Raw genomic sequence first — 21,306 nt, forward strand, 5'->3', positions numbered from 1 at the left:
TCGCACTTGGGTCTCAGACGATGAAGATCGGTTCCGGCGCCACACCCCGAGGCGGCGAGGCGGTCTACCAGTCCCATGGAGTGTCGCTTATTCGTTCGCAGAACGTGCTGGACAACGCCATGCGGGTCGATGACATTGCACACATTTCCGACGATGCTGCCGAAGCACTCCGCGGAGTGACAGTCGAGCCTGGCGACGTGCTTATCAACATCACCGGTGACTCCGTGGCGCGATGTGCGGTAGTGGACCCTTCGATTCTTCCCGCGCGGGTTAATCAGCACGTCGCGATTATTCGACCAGGTTTGTCGTTGAACTCGCTCTTCTTGCAGAAGCTGCTCGTCGCTCCAAAAATGAAGACGCACCTCCTGACAATCGCGACGGGCGGCGGTACGAGAAACGCGCTGACCAAGTCACAACTTTCGGGCCTCCACATCCCACTTCCTCGCCTTTCCGAGCAGCAGGCGATCGCCGAGGTGCTGGGCGCGCTCGACGACAAGATCGCCGCCAACACCGCCCTCGCCGCGACCGCAGCCGCGGTTGCCAGTACTGAGTTGCGCGCGACAATCCGCGCTGGGGCCCTTGAACTGTCGATTGACGAAGTCTCGATCCTGCTCGCGAGGGGGATCACGCCGCGGTATCTGCCTGATGGCGAAGGCACGCGGGTGCTGAACCAGAAGTGTGTGCGGGATCAGGTGGTCTCGCTTGAGCCATCGAGGTGGACAGACGACTCAAAGGTGAAGCAGGAGAAGCTCATTGCCGTCGGCGATGTCTTGGTCAACTCGACGGGCCAAGGCACCCTTGGCCGCGTCGCGCGCTGGACTCTGCAGGAGCGGGCAACAGTCGACTCCCACGTAACGATCGTCAGGCCCAATCCCGACGTCAGCGATCCTGCTGTGATTGGGCAGGCGATCCTCGCAATCGAAGCCGACATCGAAGCGCTTGGCGAGGGCAGCACCGGTCAAACCGAGCTAAGCCGAGTCGAACTGGGACGGGCTCGCATCCGGATCCCCAGCCGCGACCGCGCTGATCGCCTCGGCGCGACGCTTCGCGCGCTCTCCGCAAGAAGCGATGCAGCCCGCTCCGAGAACGTCACGCTTGCCGCAACCCGCGACGCGCTTCTCCCACAGCTCATGTCGGGCAGGCTGCGCGTTCGCGATGCCGAGGCGGCAGCATCCGAAGCCGGCGTGTGAGCGCGAGCGGCACCGGGACCGGATAGATTCACAAGACTGCACCGTTGCATGCATCTGGGGAGATACAACGCATGACCACTCCGGCCACGCCGCTTTCGGCCACCGCACCCGTGCGCGGCCAGTATGAGGTGACTCGGTGAGGTTTCTGAGAAAGCCCGTTCCGCTGTGGTCCCACTTCGCGACCTTCGGGATCGTCGTGCTTGTCCTCGGGGCACTGGTCGCGGGTGTTGGGGCCGGGCTTCTCACCCCGACTTGGCTTGCGTCAGCGCTCGGCCCCCAGACGCCGATCCGAAACGAGCAGGTAGTCACCTCAATCGAGAAGGAAGAGCAGACTGTCCTGCTTTCGCTCGGCGTGGAGGGCATCTCTGAGGCCGAGGGAATCCCTCCGGCCATTCTGAAGGACTTCCCGCTGCTCGCGAAGGCGCGATACATGGTCTACAGCATGAAGGCGCAGCTCGGCGTCGACACGGTCACGATCGAGGCAACCGATGATCACAAGTTCATCGTTACCGTCCCCGAGTTCATCTGGATCGGCCAGGACGAGTTCAAGGTCGGCGACGTTTTTAGCAACGACGGTGTGCTGAGCGCATTCACGGAGCAGGACAGTGAAAGCGAGCAGGTCACCGCGATCATCAACGATGAGGTCAAGCAGAAGCATCTCGCAGCTAATCAGGAGCTTCTGCGTGATCAGACGGAGTTCTACTTCACCAAGCTCGCCACGAGCATCGATCCCGATGCTGAACTGACGTTCGTGTTCGAAGAATGACTTCTTCTACGATCCCTCTGGGAGGACGAACCTATGAGCATTGAACCCGAAACCCCCGCCAACCCGGAGATCGACGAGCAGCCATTCCTCGATGCGACCGCGAAGGCGAAGTCCCGCTACGGCAGGTTCAACCTCGCCGTGATCGGTGGCTCCGGTGTCGGCAAGTCGTCGCTGGTGAACGCGGTGTTCGGGCGTGACTGGGCAAAGGTCGGCAAAGGGCTGCCGGTGACCCGGGGGGTCCAGTACTACCACGACGACTCCCTGGGCATCTGGGATGTCGAAGGCTTCGAGATCGGCTCGCCCGTTCCACCCGGTGAGCAGCTCCGTGGGCATCTCAAGGCGATCTCGGAGCATCCCGCGAAGGAGCAGATCTCGGTCGTCTGGTACTGCGTCAAGTCGAACGATGACCGCCTCACTCCCGCCGACATCGCCATGATCCGCGAGCTCGATGCCGCGGGACTGCCCGTCATCCTCGTGCTGACCAAGGTCGATTGGATCAAGAACCCGCTCACCGGGCAGCGGGGCGTCGCCAAGAGCGTCGAACAGTTCGTGTCGTGGCTGGAGGATCCGGTCGACCCTTCGACCGATCAGCCGATCTCGATCCCCTACGAGCGAGTGATCCTCACCTCCACCAGCGACAAGCACGGGAAGGGCAAGGGACACGGTCTCGGTGAGCTCGTGGCGGAGACCCTGACGCTCGCACCAGAAGACGAGAAGGATGCCTTTCGCATCGCACAGCGCCTCAACCTCCCGTGGAAGCGGGAAATGGCGCGGCCGGTCATCTTGGGAGCCTCCGCTGCGGCTGCCACAGCTGCCGCCGTTCCCATCCCCGTCGCAGATGCGATTGCCCTGGCGCCGATCCAACTCGGAATGATGGGCAGCATCGCCACGATCTACGATCTCGAACTTAAGACGATGATGTCCGCCGGCGCGTTGGCGCAACTCGGCGTGCAATTCGCCGGTCAAGCTCTCGCCCGCAGCGTCATCAAGGTCATTCCCGGCGTCGGCAGCGTCATCAATGCCGGAGTGGCCGCCGCGATCACTGCCGCAACCGGTGAGGCATGGATGCGACTGTGCGAGCAGGTCCACACCGGCAAGCTCGATCTCGCCAAAGTCCAGCAATCCTGGGGCGACTACGCCCCCACCTTCCTCGATGTCATGCGCAAGATGATGGAACAGCGCATGGCGAAGTCATAAGGGACCCGCATGACATCTCTCACCGAGGCGGACTGGGAGCAGGACGCTCTCGAGACGCTCGCCGAGCCGCTCGACTGGCGACCCGCGCGGGGCGAAGACATCGCGCCGGGAAGTGATGAGCGCGAGTCCTGGGACGATCTGCTCATCCGCGCGCGGCTGCTCGATGCCCTGCGGCGCCTGAACCCCAGCATCCCGGGCGAGTACCTGCAGCAGGCGGTGGCTGAGATCGCGGGGCCGAAGTCGCAGGATGCGATCACCGAGAACCACCGCATCCATCAGTATCTAGTGGGCGGGTATCCGCTGAGCTACATCGACTCCGACGGGGTCGAGCAGAACCTGCGACTGCGGCTTCTCGGGTCGGACCCCTCTGAGAATGACTGGCTCGCCGTCAATCAAGTCACGCTGCGTCAGGGTGATCTGCATCGCCGGTTCGACATCGTGCTGTTCGTCAACGGGATGCCGCTGGTCATCGTCGAGCTGAAGCGTGCGGGTTCGGCATCCACCGGTGTTGCGCCCGCGCATGCGCAGTTGCAGACGTATCTGCGCGAGTTTCCGATGGCGTTTCGGTTCTGTGTGTTCACGCTCGCCAGCGACGGGCTCGAGGCCAAGTACGGCACGCCGTTCACCCCGCTCAACCACTTCGCACCCTGGAACGTCGACGATGATGGGTTGCCGTTGAAGCAGCCGCGGGTCGAGAACGGGGTGTCGGTCGAGCCGATCGACGATGCGCTCAACGGGCTGTTCAACCAGGAGCGGTTCCTGCAACTCGTGCGCAGCTTCACCGCGTTCGACGAGAACTCCGACGGGCTGACCAAGCGCATCGCCAAACCACATCAGTACTTCGCCGTGACGAAGGCGGTCGGTTCGACGGTGCAGGCGGTCGAGACCAACGGCAAGGCCGGCGTGGTGTGGCACACGCAAGGGTCGGGCAAGTCGATGGAGATGGAGCTGTACGCGAACCTCGTGTCGCGGCATCCGAAGCTCAAGAACCCCACGGTGATCGTCGTCACCGACCGCACCGAGCTCGACGGGCAGCTGTTCCAGACATTCGATCAGAGCCTGTTGCTGGCAGAGAAGCCGGTGCAGGTGCGCGAGCGCGCGCAGCTGCGCGACGAGCTGCGCAACCGGGTGACCGGTGGCATCTACTTCACGACTCTGCAGAAGTTCGGGCTCACCGAGGCCGAGAAGCAGTCGGGCACACAGCATCCCCTGCTCACCGACCGTCGCAATGTGATCGTCGTCGTCGATGAGGCACACCGCAGCCACTACGACGACCTCGACGGGTACGCCCGGCACCTGCGCGACGCGCTGCCGAACGCGACCCTCATCGCGTTCACCGGCACCCCGATCTCGTTCGCCGAGCGTGACACCCGCGCGGTGTTCGGCAACTACATCGACATCTACGACCTCACCCGCGCCGTGGACGACGGAGCCACCGTCCCGGTGTACTTCGAACCACGGCTCATCAAGGTGTCGTTCGCCGACGGCACCAGCGAAGAAGACATCGACGCCGCCGCCGACGAGTACACGCTCGGCCTCGACGACACGGAGCGCGCGCGTCTCGAGGCATCCGTCGCCGTCGTCAACGCCGTGTACGGGGCGCCCGAGCGCATTGAGACCCTGGCCGCCGACCTCGTCGCGCACTGGGAAGAGCGGCGCGAGCGCATGAAGCCGTTCCTCGAATCGCCCGGTAAGGCGCTCATCGTGGGCGGAACGCGCGAGATCTGCGCACGACTCTATTCGGCAATCATCGCGCTGCGCCCGGACTGGCACTCCGATGCGCTGGACTCGGGCCGCATCAAAGTCGTCTACTCGGGTTCAGCATCCGACCAGCCGCCGGTGAGTGATCACGTGCGACGGGATTCCGAGAACAAGGCGATCAAGGCGCGGCTGAAGAGCGCCGACGACGAGCTGGAGCTGGTGATCGTCAAAGACATGATGCTGACCGGGTTCGACGCTCCGCCGCTGCACACCCTCTATCTCGATCGTCCGCTGAAGGGCGCGCTGCTGATGCAGACGCTCGCGCGTGTGAACCGCACATTCAAGGGCAAGCAGGACGGACTGCTCGTTGCCTATGCGCCCCTCGCCGACAATCTTGCCAAGGCGCTGTCGGAGTACACCGTCTCGGACCAGGAGAACAAGCCGATCGGTCGCGACGTCGACGAAGCAGTGGGGATCGCAACCGAATTGGTCGCGCAGATCCGCGAGATGCTCGCGGACTGCGACTGGCGTTCGATCGTCGCGCAAGGTGGGTCGCGGGCGTGGCGCACCGCCGCGACGACGGCCACGAACTACCTGAGGAACGCCGCGAACCCGCTCAATGCGCAAGAGCTGGGGCCCGAGCGCCTGGCATCGCGTTTCCGGACAGCCACCGGACGGCTCGCTCGTGCCTGGGCACTCGCGTCGGGTCGTGCCGGCCTTGCTGAGCTGCACGACGAGATCGGGTTCTACGAAGAGGTCCGCGTCTGGATGGCGAAGTTCGACGCCGCTGAGCGGCAGTCCCGTGACGAGCCCATCCCCGACGAGATCTCGCGCCTGCTCGGCACCCTGGTCGCGGACTCGATCGCGCCCGGAGACGTGCTCGACATCTACGAAGCGGCCGGCCTGCCGCGCCTCGCGCTCGATGACCTCGGGCCCGAGTTTCTCGCGAAGGCGCAGGGCTCGCCGAACGCGCACCTCGCGATCGAGGCTCTGCGCAAATCGTTGACGGATGCCGGAACCGGGGCGACCCGAGGAAACCTCGTGCGGCAGCGGGCGTTCTCGGAGCGAATCGCCGAAATCATGAACCGCTACACGAACCAGCAGCTGACCTCTGCTGAAGTCATTGCGGAGCTGGTGGAGCTGGCGAAAGAGGTCGCGGCGGAGGCATCCCGTGGATCGCACTTCTCGCCACCGCTATCAAGCGACGAACTGGCGTTCTATGACGCTGTCGCCTCGAACGAGTCAGCGGTGGACGTGCAGGGCGAGGACGTGCTGGCGCAAATCGCGCGCGAACTCGTCGCCGTGATGCGGCGCGACGTGCGCACGGATTGGACCGTGCGCGACGACGTGCGCGCGAAGCTGCGTTCGTCGATCAAGCGGCTGCTGGTGAAGTACAAGTACCCGCCCGACAAGCAGCCCGAAGCGATCAAGCTCGTGATGGATCAGATGGAGTCGATGGCTTCGCGCTACGCGGACGACCGTCGAGCGGGCAGCTCATGAAGACCACGCCGAGAGAAACGGCGACACCATGGTCCGCATGATCCCGGCCTACCCGCGCGAGGGCGCCAACGCATCCGAGCGCAAGGTGTTCACCGCGCTCGAGGGCATCCAGGGGCGCGACGACTGGGTGGCCATCCACTCGCTCGGCATCGGGCGTCACGCGTCGGCCTTCCAAGGCGAGGCGGACTTCATCGTGCTCGCGCCCGGCCTGGGCATCCTGGTCATCGAGGTCAAGTCACCCGCGTTTGTCGAGTACAAGGGCGGTGACTGGTACCTCGACCGCGTGCCCTCGCCGCGCAAGGATCCGCTCAAGCAGCTCGACGGTGCCCGGCGAAGCATCCGTCATCATCTTCGCGAACGCGACCTGCTCACCGGAAGCGAGCCGATCGCCCGCCTCGTCTGGTTCACCTCGATCGGACGTCACCAGTTCGAGAACAAGACACCGGGCGATCTGCAGTTCTTCGAGTGGGAGCTGGGGTGGAGCGACGACCTCGCCAAGCCCACCCGGATCGTCGAGAAGACGCTCGCCGAATACAACCGCTGGTACTCGTCCGTCGACGAGGTCGCGAACGATCCCGCTGCGCTGACTGCTGAGCGCGTCGACCTGATTGCAGATGCCCTCGTCTCTGACTTCGTCGCCAAGCAGACACCCGAAGAGCGCGCACACGAACGCCGGGTGACCGAGATGAAGCTGCTCGGATCGCAGGAGGTCGTGCTTGAGCTGATCGATACGAACGATCACGTCTACTTCGAAGGGCCTGCCGGGACCGGCAAGTCGTACCTGATCACCCAGTCGGCGCGCCGACTCAACCGCGAGGGACGCAAGACCCTCGTCGCATGCTGGAACGTCCTCATGGCGGACGAACTTCAGCGGTTCGTCGGCGGGCTGCCGAACGTCGACGTCACTGACGTGAACTCGCTCATGCTGCGGCTGGTCGGAATGCCGGCGAATCCTCCCGATGCGCCGCACGAGTGGTACACCCGTGACCTGCCCGAGCAGGCCCTCGCGGTGCTTCGAGAGAAGCCGCACCTCGGCGGGTACGAGGCGATCTGCATCGACGAGTTCCAAGACGTCGCCGGCAATCTTCTGGTGCTCGAGCTCATCTTCGCCCTCGCGGGCACGGGCCGTCCGGCCAGTACGAAGCTCGTCTTCGCTGGCGACTCACGCCAGCAGATCATGCGCCGGGTCGATGAGCAGGTGAACCCCTTCGCGATTGCGAAGAGTCTGATCCCGGACCTCGTGCATGTGCGCGTGCGGCGCAACTGCCGTTCGGTGCCCGGTCTGACCTCGGCCGTCGAGTGGACCCTCAGGCAGCAGCTGGGTTACACCCGCCACCGCGTCGCGAAGAGCGTCCCAGGCGGGCTGACCACGATCGACATCGTCGATGGCAACGAGACCGGTGCGCTCGCATCGGCCCTGCGGGAGCTGCTGCAGCATCACGCGCCCGAAGACATCGTCGTGCTGAGCCCCTTCGCTGAGAAGCGGTCGCTCGCGGGCCGGCTACGTTCGCACGCCGAGAAGACGCAAGACGAACGCTGGTTGCGCAAGCAGCTGCAGAGCGAGGGGCTGCCGGGGAGGATCCGATGGCGATCCGTCTTCAAGTTCAAGGGACTGGATGCCGATGCCGTCGTGGTCACCGACCTCGGCGCCGACGCGACCGAGTTCATCGCGTCGCAGGGCCTTGACTGGAACGACCTGCTGTACGTCGCTCTCACGCGCGCGAAATACCGCTGCGTGATGCTCCAGCCGGAACAGTCGGAGTAGACCGTGCCATCCCTCATCGCATGGCTCGATGCGTCGAGCGAAGAACAGCGCCGCATGCGCGACATCATCCGCCTGTTCGCCGAACGCGAGAGCCGCGACGAGCTCGGCCTCGGCCAGATCCGAGACGCGATCGCCGACTCGCTCTTCCCCGGCACGTCGACGCTGCTCACCCGCGCGCGGTATCTGCTGTTCGTGCCGTGGGCGTATCAGAAGGCATCCCGGCGCCCGAATCCCGCGGCCGACGCCGACCGGTTCGAACGCGACATCATCCACGCGGTGAAGGACTCGGGCGACTACGCGGGACTGCTGGGGATGCAGGCCGGCGAGGCGTTGAAGAACCTCCCCTCAGCGATCTACTGGACGATGCTGCGCCACTACGGCATCCTCGCCGACGCCTCCCTGTCACGCGACGATGCTCTCCGACTCGACGGCATGAGCACCTCCGGCGACGGTTTCGGCGACACGTCCGGCACCCGGTTTCACGCGTGGTCGACGACGCTGCCCTCGGCTCCCGAGGGCTTTCCGAAGTCGATCGCCGACGGGTTCGCGCTGCAGCCCGACGAAGCCGCATGGCTGCGTGACCGCATCCTCGACGAGGCAGCCGGATCGCTGTTCGCGCACCTCGCCGTGGAACGACCCACCGCCGAGAGCCCGGCGCCCTGGGCTGACGCCGCCGCCCTCGCCGTCGACGGCGAGGCCCACGAACTGCTCGCAGATGCGCGCGCGTTCTCGGCACTGATGCACGGCGCGCAGCTGCTCTACAACCTGCTGCTCGCCGAGGAGTATCAGGATGCCGGCTACGACCGGCTCAGCGATCCGAGCGAGGCGTTCCGTGATCGCCTCACCCGATGGTCCGACGACCTCCCCTCAATGGTCAACCTCACGACCTGGAACCTCGACGCGCTGCTCGCCCGAGTCGAGCTGACGCGAGGGTCACCCGTCAACCTGAATTCCCGCCGCTTCGTCCGCGGCTGGCGCGATCTTCTCGCCGAGCACGGAACCGACGCGCTCGCCGACAGCGCGGCGGCCCGCGCCTTCATGACCCGACGCGAGCGGCAGCATAAGGGCGCCCAGGCACGTCTCGGCAACCGCGCCCGCCTCGCCAGCTGGGGCGGCAGCTCCGGCGCGGGCGCACTGGTGTACCGATGGCCACAGGTCCGCGGCATCCTCCTCGATATCCACGACGGTCTCGAACGCACACCGGAGATGACGGATGCTTGAGCCACAGTCTCGCGCGGCACTCACCGAGCAGCTCAAACCGCCCACAGGGTTCGAGCTCTCCCATGCCGTCGGCACCACATTCACGCTCGACCTCGCCACCGCGCTGGCGGTACCGCTGTCGTTCGCCTCGCATCGGCTGTCGGCGCAGGAAGACACACTTGGCGTCCTCGACGCGATTCGCCGCGCTGCCGATCGCGTCGATGTGTTCGCGCAGGCCGGCGAGATCTCGATGGGCGCCCGCTCTGACCTTGTCGCGTTCCTGGAGCCGATGGTGCACCCGGTCGCGCTCCGTCGAGGCCTGTTCCATCCGAAGGTGTGGTTTCTGGAGTATCGAGCCGGTGAGCGCACCGCCTACCGATTCCTGTGCGCAAGCCGCAATCTCACGGCCGACCGCAGTTGGGACGTCATCGTCCGTCTCGACGGTCAGCCAGCAGGGCCTGGCGAGAAGCGAGAAGCCGCCGCGGCGAACCGACCACTCGTCGAGCTGCTGCGCCGATTGCCGTCGCTCGGCGTGCACGAACTCGATCCCGCGCGGCGAGCGCGCATCGACGAGCTGGGCGAGAGGTGGCGCAACGTGGTCTGGGAGCACCCTGACCCGATGCGCAGCATCGCGTTCCACGTCTTCGGGGTGCCCGGCGCCAGCGCGCCTGACCTACACGGCAAGCGCGCGCTGATCGTGTCGCCCTTTCTGTCAGATGACGGACTGCGGATGTTGCGGTCCGGCGTCCGCACGGAGACGCACGTTCTCTCACGCGCCGAGAGCCTCGACCGGCTTCTGCCTCGCTCTCTCGATGCCAAGCTCTCGACATACGTCTTAGACGAAGCGGCGACCTACTCGCCCGACGACACTGACGACCACGGCGGGTTCGTCCCTCCGGGCGACCGGCTTGCGGGCCTGCATGCGAAGGCGGTCGTAGTGGATCGTCTGGATGGCGCTCACGTCCTCCTCGGGTCTGCGAACGCAACGGATGCGGGCTGGCAGAGCAACGTCGAGGTGATGGTGGAGTTCGTCGGGCCCATCCCGAAGGTAGGGGTGGAGGCAACACTGGACGCGCTCGGTGAGCTGAAGGAGGAGTACGCCACCACGGGCGGTAGTGAGCCAGATGCCAAAGAGGAGGGGGAGCGCAAGCTCGAAGCCTTTGTGCGCGTGCTCGCGGGCGCGCGCTTCACGGCCCGCGTGCTCCCCGCGGATCCGTACGCGCTGCGGGTGTGGGCGGAGGATTCCGTCACGTCGGCACTGGCCAGTCGCGCCGACGACGTCTCGGTACGGTGGCACCTGCTCACTCGTCCCGACCTGGGAAGCAGGGTCGTGAGCGCGTCCGAATCAGAGGGAGTCCTGCTTAAGGGGATTCCGCTCGCCGACATCACCCCATTCGTCGTGCTGGTCGCTCGCGATGCCGCGGGCAACGAGCGTCGCACCATCGTTCTCGCACGGCTGCTCGACGACGTCGAGAGCAGGCACGATGCGATCATCGCGCGCCAGCTCACCGACCGTTCGGCGTTCGTGCGCGTCCTGACGCTGCTGTTGGAGTTGTCCGGCGCTTGGACGCTGACGACGTCCAGCTCCGGCGCCGCAGGCTTCTTCGGAACCGCGGATGCCTCCGGCGTCGGCACCGGTCTGTTCGAGGCGCTCGTCCGCGCCGTCGGTGAGGGCCATCACGGACTCGCCGATGCTCGGCGCATCATCGACTATCTGCGCGAGCACGACGAAGACGCCGTATTGCCTGAAGGCTTCGACGAGCTGTGGAGTCAGGTCTGGTCGGCGCACCTCGAACTGTCCGGAGGTCACGTGTGAGCGCTGTCGACGTCGACGCTGTCATGGCAGGGCTGAAGGGCTTCCAGCGAGATGCCGTCGACCACGTCATCGAGCGGTTCTACGGTGCCACCTCTGGTGACGCATCCGGTCGCTTTCTCGTGGCTGACGAAACGGGACTCGGCAAGAGCATCGTCGCGCGCGGTGTGATCGCGAAGGCGATCGAGCACCTGCAGGACGTTGACCACGTCGACCGAATCGACATCGTCTACGTCTGCAGCAACGTCGACCTCGCTACGCAGAACTTGCGCCGCCTGAACGTCACCGGCGACAAGCACATCGGCATGGCAACCCGGCTCACGCTGCTCGCCAAGGAAAGTCGGCGTCTGTCGGAGAAGACGGCGGACGCCGGCAAGAAGGTCAACCTCGTCTCCTTCACGCCGGGCACGTCGTTCAGCGAAGGCGGGTGGCGGCAGGGGTCGGCGCCGGAGCGAGCGATGTTGACTGTGATTCTCGACAAGATCGCGAACCGCACGAACTCCGACCGCCGGGTGACACGGCTCTTGATGCACGGCAATGTCGCCACACCCGAGAGATTCGATCAGCGGCACGTCCAGCCACTCCTGCGCGACCTCGCCGGAGAACCCGACCCGCGCATCGTGGCGACGTTCACCCGAATGATCGAGACGGACGGCTCACTCGACCGCTTCATCGCCCTCCGTGACGAGGTCCGTCGCAAGCATTCGATGCCGAGCGAGTTGAAGCAGCGCAACCATGATCTGATCGCCGAATTTCGCCAGTCTTTGGCCAAGGCCGGTGTCGACACTCTGGAGCCGGACCTCATCATCCTCGACGAGTTCCAGCGGTTCCGGCACCTGCTCAACCCGGAGTCAGGCGACGCCGCCGAACTGGCCCACGCGCTGTTCGAGCATCCCGATGCGAAGGTTCTGCTGCTCTCAGCAACGCCGTACAAGCCGTTCACCAACAGCGACGATGCCGAGGACGACCACTATCAGGACTTCCTCGCGACAGTGCGCTTCCTCGCAGGCGGGGCGCCCGGTGCCGAGCGACAGGTCGCCGCAGCGCTCGCGGCATACCGTCAGTCACTCGTGGTCGGCGGTGACGCGGCTGCTTCGGCTCGCCGCGTCAGCGATGCGCTGACACCGCTCATGACCAGGTCAGAGCGACCGCCCATCGGCGAGCGCGAAGACCTCGTCGCCGTGCGGCACCTGGCGACCGGCTCTCCCACGGCAGCCGACCTTCGCGAGTGGGCGTCATTGCGTGCGCTCGGGCGCGCCGTCGATTCGCCGATTGACCTCGAGTACTGGAAGTCGATTCCCTACTTCGCCAGCTTTATGGACGGATACAAGGCGGCAGATCGCGTCAAAGCCGCACTGGACGGACCCGACGCGGAGAACGTCCGCTCTCTCCTCGCGAGGACGCGGTCGCTCGAAGCAGACGCGGTGGCCGAATTCGAACCTGTCGACCTCGGCAATGGACACTTGCGGGCCTTGGCCGACGAGACGCTGGAGCGCGGATGGTGGAAGCTGCTGTGGGTGCCACCAACGATGCCGTTTCTCCAACCAGGGCCGATCTATGCGCCGTTGTCAGACGGATCGGTCACGAAGCACGTGGTGTTCTCGGCTTGGACCGGAGTTCCCACCGCGATCGCATCATTGCTCAGCTACGAGGCCGACCGTCTCGCGGCCGGCGACCGAAAACTCCTCCGCGCGAACACCCCAGATGCCCGAAAGGCGGTCGGTGCACGCCTGCAGTACCGCCTCGCGGAAGGCCGTCCAGCCGCAATGTCGACACTCGCGCTCTTTTGGCCCCACCCGGGCTTGGCTGAGCTTGGTGATCCCTTGCAAGCCGCACGAACCGCCGGCGCGACCGTGTCGGCAGATGCTCTGCTCGCGACCGTCGACGCGAAGCTGACCAGGGGTTCGGCGACGGACCAGGTTGCGGACGCCGTGTTCGCATATCCCGTGATGCTGCCGGCAGAACTCGGCGGCGCGACAGCGGAACAGCTCGTCGAGTTTCGCGCCGAGGAGGGGCGCATCGGCGGCCTCCTGGAGCACGTCCGGCTAGCGCTGGAACCGTCGTCGAACGGTGTCCTCTCACACCCCGACCTCGCACGCGTGGCCGCCCACTCACCCGGGAACATCGCCTGGCGAGCACTGCGCACCGTTGCCGGGCCCGACGTCACGCCCGAGGGACTCTGGACCGCCGCTTTCGAACTCGTGCGAGGCATCCGTACCCTCTTCAACCGCACCGAATCGATCGCCCTGCTCGTCACGCTGTACGGCGATGAGCAACCGTTCTGGCGAAGCGTGCTCGACTACTGCGCCGACGGCAACCTGCAAGCCGTCATGGACGAGTACATCTACCAGCTGCTCAGCGAGACCGGTGGCGGCGACCTCGACGACGCCGGGCTCGCAGCTCTCGCTCGCCGCACGGTCGAGTCGATGGAGCTCCGCCCCGCCCGCTACGTCGCTCGCGACAACACGACGGCACGTGACGAGATTCCCATGATGGCGCGCTTCGCCCTTCGGTACGGCGGCAAGTACGCCACCGAGTCGGATGACACCTCGGGGGTGCGCCAGACCGAGGTGCGGGCTGCGTTCAACAGCCCGTTCGCACCCTTCGTGCTTGCTTCGACGAGCGTCGGACAGGAGGGCATCGACTTTCACTGGTGGAGCCATTCGGTCGTGCACTGGAACCTCCCCTCGAATCCGGTGGATTTCGAGCAGCGCGAAGGCCGCGTCAACCGCTTTGCGGGTCACGCCGTCCGTAAGAACGTGGCTGAGTCTCACTGGCCCGATGTGCTGGCCTCCGACGACGTGCGCGCTTGGCGGGCCGCTTTCGATGCGGCGGCGAATGTTGGGAATGAGCTCGGTGAGTTCTCGCCCTGGTGGCTCTATCCGGGATCGGCACGCATTCACCGCGTGATCGCGCAGTACCCACTCAGTCGCGACATCGCGAAGTACGAGCGACTGCGCAGCGCGCTGACGCTCTACCGGTTGACGCTCGGCCAACCCCGCCAGGAGGACATGGTCGACATGCTCGCAAAGCGAGGCGTCGATGGTGATTCGGTGCCGACGATCGACCTGCGCCCTCCGCGTCGGCAGCCTTCGTGAGTCATCCGGGCCGAGGTCAGAGGGCGCGTCGTCGTACGGCGTAGAGCGGTACTCGTGACACCGCATGGGGGCTCTTCATGAGAGCATTCCCTAGCTGTCTTGATTGGGGAACGAGGCCATGAGCAATAATCCACCGACACCTCCAGGGTGGCATCTGAAGTCCGACGGCTCGCGTGGCTACTGGGACGGTCGCCGCTGGCTCGAGCTGGCGATCGCGCCTATCCCTCCACCGACTCCTTCACCATTCGATGGCGGCCGGAGCCTGCCGCTGACGCCGGATGCAGCACATCACATCCCGGGACACATCACATCGACGACACAAGGCACGCGTAGACAATCCAGATCAAGAGCCCTGGGGATCACGGCTTTGATTCTCGGTGTTGCCGCCGTTGCTGTAGGGGTGGTCCCACTTCTGGGTGTGATCCTCGGACTCATCGCGGTCGCCCTTGGCACTGTCGCGGTGGTACTGCGCCAGCCCAAAGGGCTTTCAATCACGGGGCTCGCGCTCGCATCCACCGGGTTATTCGTCGGCATAGTGTCGACGTCAATTATCCTGTCGGCGATGTTGAGCTCGCAGGTGCAGATGCCCACGGCGGACACTAACTCGGGCGACGCTGCATATGAGAGCGCGCAGGTTGGTGCTCCCGTTGGCGATGAGGAGGTCGACGCGGAGATCAACGATGCCGTGGAAGTTGTGGGGGCTTTCTGGCGCGACCACTTCGCTGAGTTTTACCCGGGCGCCACGTATCAGCCACCACAGGTCGTAGGCGCGTATAGTGCTTCCGATCCGCCTTCGTGCGGCGGCCAAGCACTCGTTCCTTACAACGCGTACTACTGCCCAGTCGATAACACCCTGGGGTGGGATGGCGACCTCATGAAAGCAGCCCATGGCGCAGGGGACGCGGTTGTCTATCTCATCGTCGCGCACGAGTGGGGTCACGCGATCCAAGCGCACAACAACGATGTCTGGACGGCAGAGGAGTTACAAGCGGACTGCTTCGCCGCGGCGGCACTCTACGGCGCCGAAGCAGATGGTGAATTCACTTGGGAGTCAGGCGACACCGCAGAGATCACGCATGCCCTCACCGAACTCGCCGACGAGACCCCCTGGACCGACACGACTGATCATGGGGATCCGCTCGACCGAATCGACGCCTTCAATGAAGGACGCGTGTCCGGCGTATCGGGGTGCTTCACCGTTAGCGGTTAGTCAGGACACTCGCCGAGGAAGCCGAGATAGCACGTGGCTTCGTGGGTGATCGCCGGTCGATAGTCGTTGTTCGACACTTGGCGGGTGCTCGATTCCTGTGTGGAGCGCAGGTATCCGTAGCTGCCGAGCGTTTCAACGACCCAGCCGTAGTCTCCGACTTCCTCCATGCGGTCGAGTTCCGCACCGTAGTCGTCACAAAGAAGGCGGGAGCTTTCCGTTAGCGATCGCTCAGCGCACTCTCGGTTGTACTCGTCCACCATGTTGTTCCGGCACTCATACCAGTCCTGACCCACGTAGCAAGGGTTGCCGCCCAGGTTTTCAACAATGTAGTCGCCAGTCAGGTACTCTTCCGTGCGAAAAGTCTCCTTGTGCTCTGGCACATCCACCACGGTCCAATGCTCCGCTGTCAACAAGCCCACGACGACCGTGGTCGCCGCCCCGGCGACGACGATCCCGGGCAGGCCGAAAAGCAATACCTTCGCGAGGATAGAGAGGCGCTTCTTGGCCTCTTGGGGTCGTGCCGAGGTGCGGCTAGCGCGATCAGGCGCAGCGGGTCCCGGCGCTGCGTCCGTATGCGCGAATTCGCTCGATGAGCGTCCGTCATCCCAAGGCGTTTTGTCGACCCATTCTGTCCAGGCAGTGCCGTCCCACCACCTTCGAAATCCGACGCCATCGTCATACCAACCCGGAGGTAACCCCATGTCCAATCCCCGCTCGAGACACCCAGCTGAGCTTGAAACATCCTAGACGGGCGTCAACTGTTCAAGGATGCCGCGGCCGCGCCGCTCCCGGCTCGCCTGCCCATTCGTCGCGGCATCCGGAAACGCTCGATTCTTACGCTCTCAGACGCCGCGCGCGGGCCGTCGAAGGCACCATTTTCGGCTCACCGAAGTTTCAGAATGCGGCCAAAAGCGGGCAAAAGCGCAGTCTGAGTGGTCTGACCACAGAAGAAATGCCTGGTCAGAGGCAAAAAGAGACTGTGCCCCTGGAGGGACTCGAACCCCCAACCGTTTGCTTAGGACGCAACTGCTCTTCCATTGAGCTACAGAGGCTGGCCGGTCGAGTCTACCTGCGCCGGGCACCCGCACGACGAAGGCCCCGGCATCCGTCCCGAAGGGGAGAAGTGGATGCCGGGGCCCGAAGCGGGGCGTCAGCCCTGTGCTGCGAGGGCGAAGCGCACGGCGCCGTCGTCCGAGAGTTCCGCGTCGAGAACGCGGTCTTCAAGCGCGATCGCTGCGGTCGCGTCGAGGAAGACGCGGGCGCCGTCCGTGACGACGATGGTGTCGGCGGGCTGAGGGTCGGGGGCGACGCTCAGTTCGAATCCGCCGGTGCCGCCGGTGTCGCGGATGCGGACACCGCCTTCATTCACGTCGGGTACCCGCGAGACGATCTCTTTGACGGCCTCGGCGGCGGTCTGGGTCAGCGTGAGCATGCTGCTTTCCTTTCCGTTGCGGCTGTGGACGGGCCACGATTCCGAGAACGCGGCCCACCCGCAACCCCTACGCGCCGCAGGGCGCTGATTCGGAGGAACCTCCCACGTTTTCGGTCGATGCTTGTGGGCCGGTTGTAGTCGACTCACCGCGTTTCGTCTCGCTTCGCTCGCGCAACGACCGAAGGGGTGCCTCACGGGCGCGGGCCCCCGCCACCGGGGCCGCCGCCCATCCCACCGGCGACGTTCGAACCCTCGGTGATCGTCGCGGCGGTCGTTCCGTTCACGGCGACGGTGTACGAACCGCCGTCAGTCACCCCCGGGCCGCTGTAGAACACGGCGCTGAAGTCGCGGCCGGCCTCGAACGTGGCGATCGTGGTGCCGGCGGCATCCATCACGGTCACCGTATCGCCCGCCGACCCCGACGCCGTCGCGGCGAGCCACTGCTGCGCACCGGTCGGGTCGACCAGCGCGGTGCCCGCCACGAGCACCTCGCCGCCGTCGATCGTGATGGCGCCGTTGGCGTCGAGCGCACCCTGACCGCCCGCGTCGCTCGGGCCGCTCAGCACCGCGGTGCCGCCCGTGATCGCGATCGTGCCGTTGGAGTCGAGGCTGTCGCCGCCCGACACGACGCGCAGGGATCCGCCTGAGATCGTCAGGGTCTCGCCGGTGTTCTGCTCGCCGCCCGCGCCGGCGCCGGCGGCGTTCAGCCCGTCGTCGCTTGCGGTGACATCGACCGTGCCACCTGCGAGGGCGATGTCGGTGGCCTCGAGCCCCTCGTATGCGTCCGTCACCGTCACGTCCCCGTCGCGGATCTCGAGCCGCTGATCGGCGTGGATGCCGTCGTCGCCGGTGGCCACCGTCACGGTGCCCCCGCCGATGCCGACCGAGCCGTTCGAGTGGATCGCGTCGTCGGCGGCATCGACGCCGACCTCGCCGCCGTCGATCGCGACGACGACGCCGGCGCTGATGCCCTTGGCGCCCGCGTCGGCGTCGCCGTCGGCGCCCGAACCGGACTCGATCGTGACCGTGCCGCCCGTGATGACGGCGTCGGTCGCGACCGCGATGCCATCGTCGCCGCTCGTGAGGTCGATGGTTCCGCCGGTGATCGCCACGAAGCCCTGCGTGGCGTCGGAATCCTGGTCGCTCTTGAGCGCGTCGCCGCCGGCGGTGATCTCGATCGTTCCGCCCTCGACGGTGAGCGAGTCCTTGCCGCGCAGGCCGTCGTCGGCAGCGTCGACGGTGAGCGCACCCGAGAGGACCACCAGGTCGTCCGTCGAAGTGATCCCGTCGTTGCCGTTGCCCGACACCTCGAGCGACCCGGTGCCCGATATCGTCAGATCGGCGTCGGCGTAGATCGCGGCGTTCGCCTCGGCGTCGTCGGCGTACGACGACACGTCCGACACCGAGTTGGAGCTGCCGTCGGCGAGATACAGCGCCACATCGTCGGCGCTCGTCACGGTGATGCCGGGGGAGCCGGATGCCGTCACGTCGGCGTCGTCGAGAATCAGCACGACCTGCGCGCCGTCGGGGGCCGCCACGACGATCTGCCCGTCGAGCGAGCCTGACAGGCGGAACACCCCTGCCGCCGTGATCGTGACGGTCGAGCCGTCGACGGTTACCGCGTCGGAGTCGGAGGAGGCGGAGGAGCCGCTGAGGGTGATGTCGGCGGCATCCGCTTCGCTCCATTCGTCGTCGTTCACCGTGGTGACGTCGGCGTTCGCGGCGAGCACCGCCTCAGCGCTCAGGTCGGAGTCGACGACTGTCGCCGTCTCGGCGGTGGAGGTATCGCTCGTAGCGGCCGACGACGAGGCGGCGGTCTGGGCCGCGCAGCCGGCGAGCACGACGGCGGCGAGCGTGAGCGGTGCGGCCGCCAGGATCAGGCGGCGCTGGTGGTGACGGGGCATGACGAGTCCTCCTCGTTCGTGGCGGTCGATGCGGTCTGGGGCGCGGCGCGCCGTGCGTCGTCGAACGGTCCGCGCAGCAGACGCGACCAGCGGTTGCGTGGCAGATCGGGATGCAGCGCCGCCAGTCCCGTCGCGTACTTGCTGACGGTGGCGGGGCGGTGGCCGGCACGCCACAGCGCCCGATCGACCTCCGACGGGCGGGCGCCGGACTTCGTCTCGACGATCGCCACCTCGGGCAGGGCGAAGCCGCTCCCGTCCGGCTCGATCCACTCCAGCGCGGTGTCGACAGTGGCGCGGCCCGAGGCGCCGGGGGCCAGCAGCGTCGCCCGCCGGTAGCGCGTCATGAGCGTGGCGTCGAGCTCGTCGGCGCGCTCTGACGCGACGCCGATGGTGGCCAACGCGTCGGCGACGTCGTCGCGCGCGTCGTCCGTCAGCCGGTCGCGGTGCCGCGGGTCGTACTCGCCGCGATCCTTCACGGTCGTGCCGCGTGCTCCGCGGGTCTTGATCTCGAGGTACGACGTGCCGGTGTCGAGGTAGCTGCGCGTGCGCAGCTTGAACCGGCGTCGGCGCGGCTGCGCGGCCATGCGGAAGCTCAGAAGGTCGGGGGTGTCGAAGTACACGGATTCGTAGGCGAACTCTCTCGCACCGTCGATCTCGAGCACCCGCGTGCGGGGGTCGATCGCCGCGACGATCGCATCCAGGTCCGCGCGCGGGACGACGTATTTGCGGTCTACGCGGGTGAGGAGGGATGCCTCGGCCACGAGCTCCTCGAGCATCACCGGGTCGAACCGGCCCAGCGCCGTCATCGTCCGGCCCCCGCGACGGCGGTGACCGCGCGGGCACCGGGACGCGGCATCCGGTACCGCACATCCACGAGAGTCGTGTCGTTCACGAGGTCGAGCTCGTGCACGGTCGTGGAGCTGACCACGCCGCCGAGGCGCGCCTCGAGCTCGGAGCGCAGTTCGTCGTCGTCCGTCACGGCACGATCCAGCCGCACCACCTGGTGTCGCGCGCGAGCGAGGAACGCGGGATGATCGGCGGCCCACAGCACGACGAGGATGAGAGCGACGAGGGCGGCCACAGGCCACGGGTCGGCCTGCGGCAGTCCCGTGACGAGTCCGATCGCGAGCGCGGCGAAGTAGTACGCCACCTCGCGCTGCGTGATCTCGGACGAGCGCAGCCGGATGATCGACAGCACGCCGAACAGGCCGAGCCCCAGGCCCATGGCGACCTCGGCGGTGCCCAGCACCGCCGCGACGGCCATGACCCCGACGTTGACCCCGAGGAAGGCGACGACGAGGTCGCGACGGTGATGCCGGCGGTAGTAGAGGCCGAGGCTTAGGACGAGGGCGGCGGCCAGATCGATGCCGATCAGGATCAGCGCGCTGGTGGTCATGGGTTCCTCCCGATGGGGTGTTCGTTCGCATCCATTCGAGCCGCGGCCGCTATGGGGTCCCTATGACGCGGTTCGGGCCCGGGCCTGAGTTCCGCACGATCCTGCTGGGTGCCGAAGACGAAGCTGCGCTGCACGCCGTAGCTCGTGACGAACAGCACCGCCTCGGTGACCGCCTTGGCGAGCACGAGCGGCACTCCGTAGCGCGTGAGCGCGTCGAGCCACACGATGTTCGACGCCAGGAGCGCGACGGCCAGCACCCCGTATCGGGCCAGCTGACGAGGCATCCCTCGCCGCCCCCGGGCGCGGAAGACCATGCGACGGTTCACCGCGAAGTTGACCGAGGCGCTCACGACACGCGCGCCGACGATCGCCGGCACGAGGGCGCCCGTCACCGCCGTGAGCACGAGCAGCATGACCGTGTCGACCGCGAACGCGAGCAGCGACGAGCCCGCGAACAGCAGCAGCGGCAGCATGACGCGCAGCGAATCGACGATCGGGCGGAAGTGGCTCGACGCGTTCCCGTCGAGGTAGACGGTCTCGATCGGCACTTCGCGCGTCGCGATGCCCGCGCGCCGGCAGTGCAGCAGCACGTTCTGCTCGTACGCGAAGCGCTCGCCCGGCCGGTCCCTCACCCACTCGAGGAACTGTGAGGGGATGCCGCGCAGCCCGGTCTGCGTGTCGCTCAGGCTCCACCCCGCCGCGAGCCGGAAGACGGCGCGTGCCACCGCGTTGCCTGCACGGGAGCGCAGCGGCACGCGGCCCGAGAAGTCGCGGCATCCGAGCACGAGCGTCGGCGCGCCCTTCGCAGCGTCGGCGCGCAGCTCGTCGGCCACGCGCAAGATGTCGGCCACGGTGTGCTGCCCGTCGGCGTCGGCGGTCACGACGTCATCTCCGGCGTGCACGTCGAGCACATGGTCGAACCCCGTGCGCAGAGCGGACGCTTTGCCGCGGTTGACGTCGTGCCGCAGCACCGTCGCGCCGAGGCCCTCGGCCATCGCGAACACGGGCGCGAAGGCCGGACCACTCCCGTCGTCCACCACGACCACCTCGACGTCGGGATCGGCGGCGAGCAGGCGCGCGACCAGCCCGGCCAGCCGTGGCCCGGGCTCGTAGGCGGGGATGAGCACGATCACG

Annotated in this window: 15 protein-coding genes and 1 tRNA gene; 9 read left to right on the plus strand and 7 right to left on the minus strand. The window is 66.5% G+C overall.

Annotated elements, in window-relative coordinates; translation table 11 throughout:
• The first annotated feature begins 20 nt into the window (after positions 1-20).
• The 9 genes from JNB62_RS06485 to JNB62_RS06525 all read left to right on the plus strand — a co-directional run bounded on the left by JNB62_RS06485 (position 21) and on the right by JNB62_RS06525 (position 15,440).
• Entirely contained in the window at positions 21-1,190 is a 1,170-nt protein-coding gene (locus JNB62_RS06485) for a restriction endonuclease subunit S (RefSeq protein WP_220300054.1), read from the plus strand.
• A gap of 136 nt (positions 1,191-1,326) precedes the next feature.
• Positions 1,327-1,956 carry a hypothetical protein gene (locus tag JNB62_RS06490; protein ID WP_220300055.1) on the plus strand — a complete coding sequence of 210 codons (630 nt, stop codon included), beginning with the start codon at positions 1,327-1,329 and terminating at the stop codon, positions 1,954-1,956.
• 33 nt (positions 1,957-1,989) lie between these two features.
• The gene (locus JNB62_RS06495; protein ID WP_220300056.1) at positions 1,990-3,153 is read left to right on the plus strand and encodes a GTPase; all 1,164 of its coding nucleotides are present in this window, start codon (positions 1,990-1,992) and stop codon (positions 3,151-3,153) included.
• Between the two features lie 9 nt (positions 3,154-3,162).
• Positions 3,163-6,354 carry a type I restriction endonuclease subunit R gene (locus JNB62_RS06500; RefSeq protein ID WP_220300057.1) on the plus strand — a complete coding sequence of 1,064 codons (3,192 nt, stop codon included), beginning with the start codon at positions 3,163-3,165 and terminating at the stop codon, positions 6,352-6,354.
• A gap of 28 nt (positions 6,355-6,382) precedes the next feature.
• The gene (locus JNB62_RS06505) at positions 6,383-8,119 is read left to right on the plus strand and encodes a nuclease-related domain-containing DEAD/DEAH box helicase (protein ID WP_220300058.1); all 1,737 of its coding nucleotides are present in this window, start codon (positions 6,383-6,385) and stop codon (positions 8,117-8,119) included.
• A gap of 3 nt (positions 8,120-8,122) precedes the next feature.
• Positions 8,123-9,340: a DUF6361 family protein gene (locus JNB62_RS06510; protein ID WP_220300059.1), complete on the plus strand. Its 1,218-nt coding sequence runs from the start codon at positions 8,123-8,125 to the stop codon at positions 9,338-9,340.
• Positions 9,333-11,135, plus strand: a complete 1,803-nt coding sequence (locus tag JNB62_RS06515; protein ID WP_220300060.1) for a phospholipase D family protein — start codon at positions 9,333-9,335, stop codon at positions 11,133-11,135. The genes JNB62_RS06510 and JNB62_RS06515 overlap by 8 nt, the downstream gene beginning before the upstream one ends.
• Positions 11,132-14,230: a helicase-related protein gene (locus tag JNB62_RS19555; protein ID WP_220300061.1), complete on the plus strand. Its 3,099-nt coding sequence runs from the start codon at positions 11,132-11,134 to the stop codon at positions 14,228-14,230. Before JNB62_RS06515 ends, JNB62_RS19555 begins: the two co-directional genes overlap by 4 nt.
• Positions 14,231-14,648: 418 nt before the next feature.
• The gene (locus tag JNB62_RS06525; protein ID WP_220300062.1) at positions 14,649-15,440 is read left to right on the plus strand and encodes a neutral zinc metallopeptidase; all 792 of its coding nucleotides are present in this window, start codon (positions 14,649-14,651) and stop codon (positions 15,438-15,440) included.
• Here the strand turns inward: JNB62_RS06525 and JNB62_RS06530 are convergent.
• The 7 genes from JNB62_RS06530 to JNB62_RS19560 form a co-directional block, all read right to left on the minus strand.
• Positions 15,437-16,141 (minus strand): DUF2510 domain-containing protein, encoded by a 705-nt coding sequence (locus tag JNB62_RS06530; protein ID WP_220300063.1) that lies wholly within the window; start codon positions 16,139-16,141, stop codon positions 15,437-15,439. The genes JNB62_RS06525 and JNB62_RS06530 overlap by 4 nt on opposite strands.
• Before the next feature lie 279 nt (positions 16,142-16,420).
• Positions 16,421-16,492, minus strand: a tRNA-Arg gene (locus tag JNB62_RS06535).
• Positions 16,493-16,590: 98 nt separating this feature from the next.
• Positions 16,591-16,872 carry a Fe-S cluster assembly protein HesB gene (locus tag JNB62_RS06540; protein WP_220300064.1) on the minus strand — a complete coding sequence of 94 codons (282 nt, stop codon included), beginning with the start codon at positions 16,870-16,872 and terminating at the stop codon, positions 16,591-16,593.
• 191 nt (positions 16,873-17,063) lie between these two features.
• Positions 17,064-18,776 (minus strand): carbohydrate-binding domain-containing protein, encoded by a 1,713-nt coding sequence (locus tag JNB62_RS06545; RefSeq protein WP_220300065.1) that lies wholly within the window; start codon positions 18,774-18,776, stop codon positions 17,064-17,066.
• Complete coding sequence (locus JNB62_RS06550; RefSeq protein ID WP_220300066.1) at positions 18,749-19,582, minus strand: polyphosphate polymerase domain-containing protein; 834 nt, start codon at positions 19,580-19,582, stop codon at positions 18,749-18,751. Before JNB62_RS06550 ends, JNB62_RS06545 begins: the two co-directional genes overlap by 28 nt.
• Positions 19,579-20,172 (minus strand): DUF4956 domain-containing protein, encoded by a 594-nt coding sequence (locus JNB62_RS06555; protein WP_220300067.1) that lies wholly within the window; start codon positions 20,170-20,172, stop codon positions 19,579-19,581. The genes JNB62_RS06550 and JNB62_RS06555 overlap by 4 nt, the downstream gene beginning before the upstream one ends.
• Positions 20,169-21,305, minus strand: a complete 1,137-nt coding sequence (locus JNB62_RS19560; protein WP_220300068.1) for a bifunctional glycosyltransferase family 2/GtrA family protein — start codon at positions 21,303-21,305, stop codon at positions 20,169-20,171. The genes JNB62_RS06555 and JNB62_RS19560 overlap by 4 nt, the downstream gene beginning before the upstream one ends.
• Position 21,306: the final 1 nt, after the last annotated feature.

Source organism: Microbacterium jejuense, from assembly GCF_019511665.1.
Taxonomy (GTDB): Bacteria; Actinomycetota; Actinomycetes; order Actinomycetales; family Microbacteriaceae; genus Microbacterium; species Microbacterium jejuense_A.

Bases quoted from the DNA above. Each gene is read 5' to 3' on its own strand.
- JNB62_RS06485 (WP_220300054.1), top strand. From the start codon at position 21: ATGAAGATCGGTTCCGGCGCCACACCCCGAGGCGGCGAGGCGGTCTAC.
- JNB62_RS06495 (WP_220300056.1), top strand. From the start codon at position 1,990: ATGAGCATTGAACCCGAAACCCCCGCCAACCCGGAGATCGACGAGCAG.
- JNB62_RS06500 (WP_220300057.1), top strand. From the start codon at position 3,163: ATGACATCTCTCACCGAGGCGGACTGGGAGCAGGACGCTCTCGAGACG.
- JNB62_RS06505 (WP_220300058.1), top strand. From the start codon at position 6,383: ATGGTCCGCATGATCCCGGCCTACCCGCGCGAGGGCGCCAACGCATCC.
- JNB62_RS06515 (WP_220300060.1), top strand. From the start codon at position 9,333: ATGCTTGAGCCACAGTCTCGCGCGGCACTCACCGAGCAGCTCAAACCG.
- JNB62_RS06530 (WP_220300063.1), bottom strand. From the start codon at position 16,141: ATGGGGTTACCTCCGGGTTGGTATGACGATGGCGTCGGATTTCGAAGG.
- JNB62_RS06540 (WP_220300064.1), bottom strand. From the start codon at position 16,872: ATGCTCACGCTGACCCAGACCGCCGCCGAGGCCGTCAAAGAGATCGTC.
- JNB62_RS06545 (WP_220300065.1), bottom strand. From the start codon at position 18,776: ATGCCCCGTCACCACCAGCGCCGCCTGATCCTGGCGGCCGCACCGCTC.
- JNB62_RS06550 (WP_220300066.1), bottom strand. From the start codon at position 19,582: ATGACGGCGCTGGGCCGGTTCGACCCGGTGATGCTCGAGGAGCTCGTG.
- JNB62_RS06555 (WP_220300067.1), bottom strand. From the start codon at position 20,172: ATGACCACCAGCGCGCTGATCCTGATCGGCATCGATCTGGCCGCCGCC.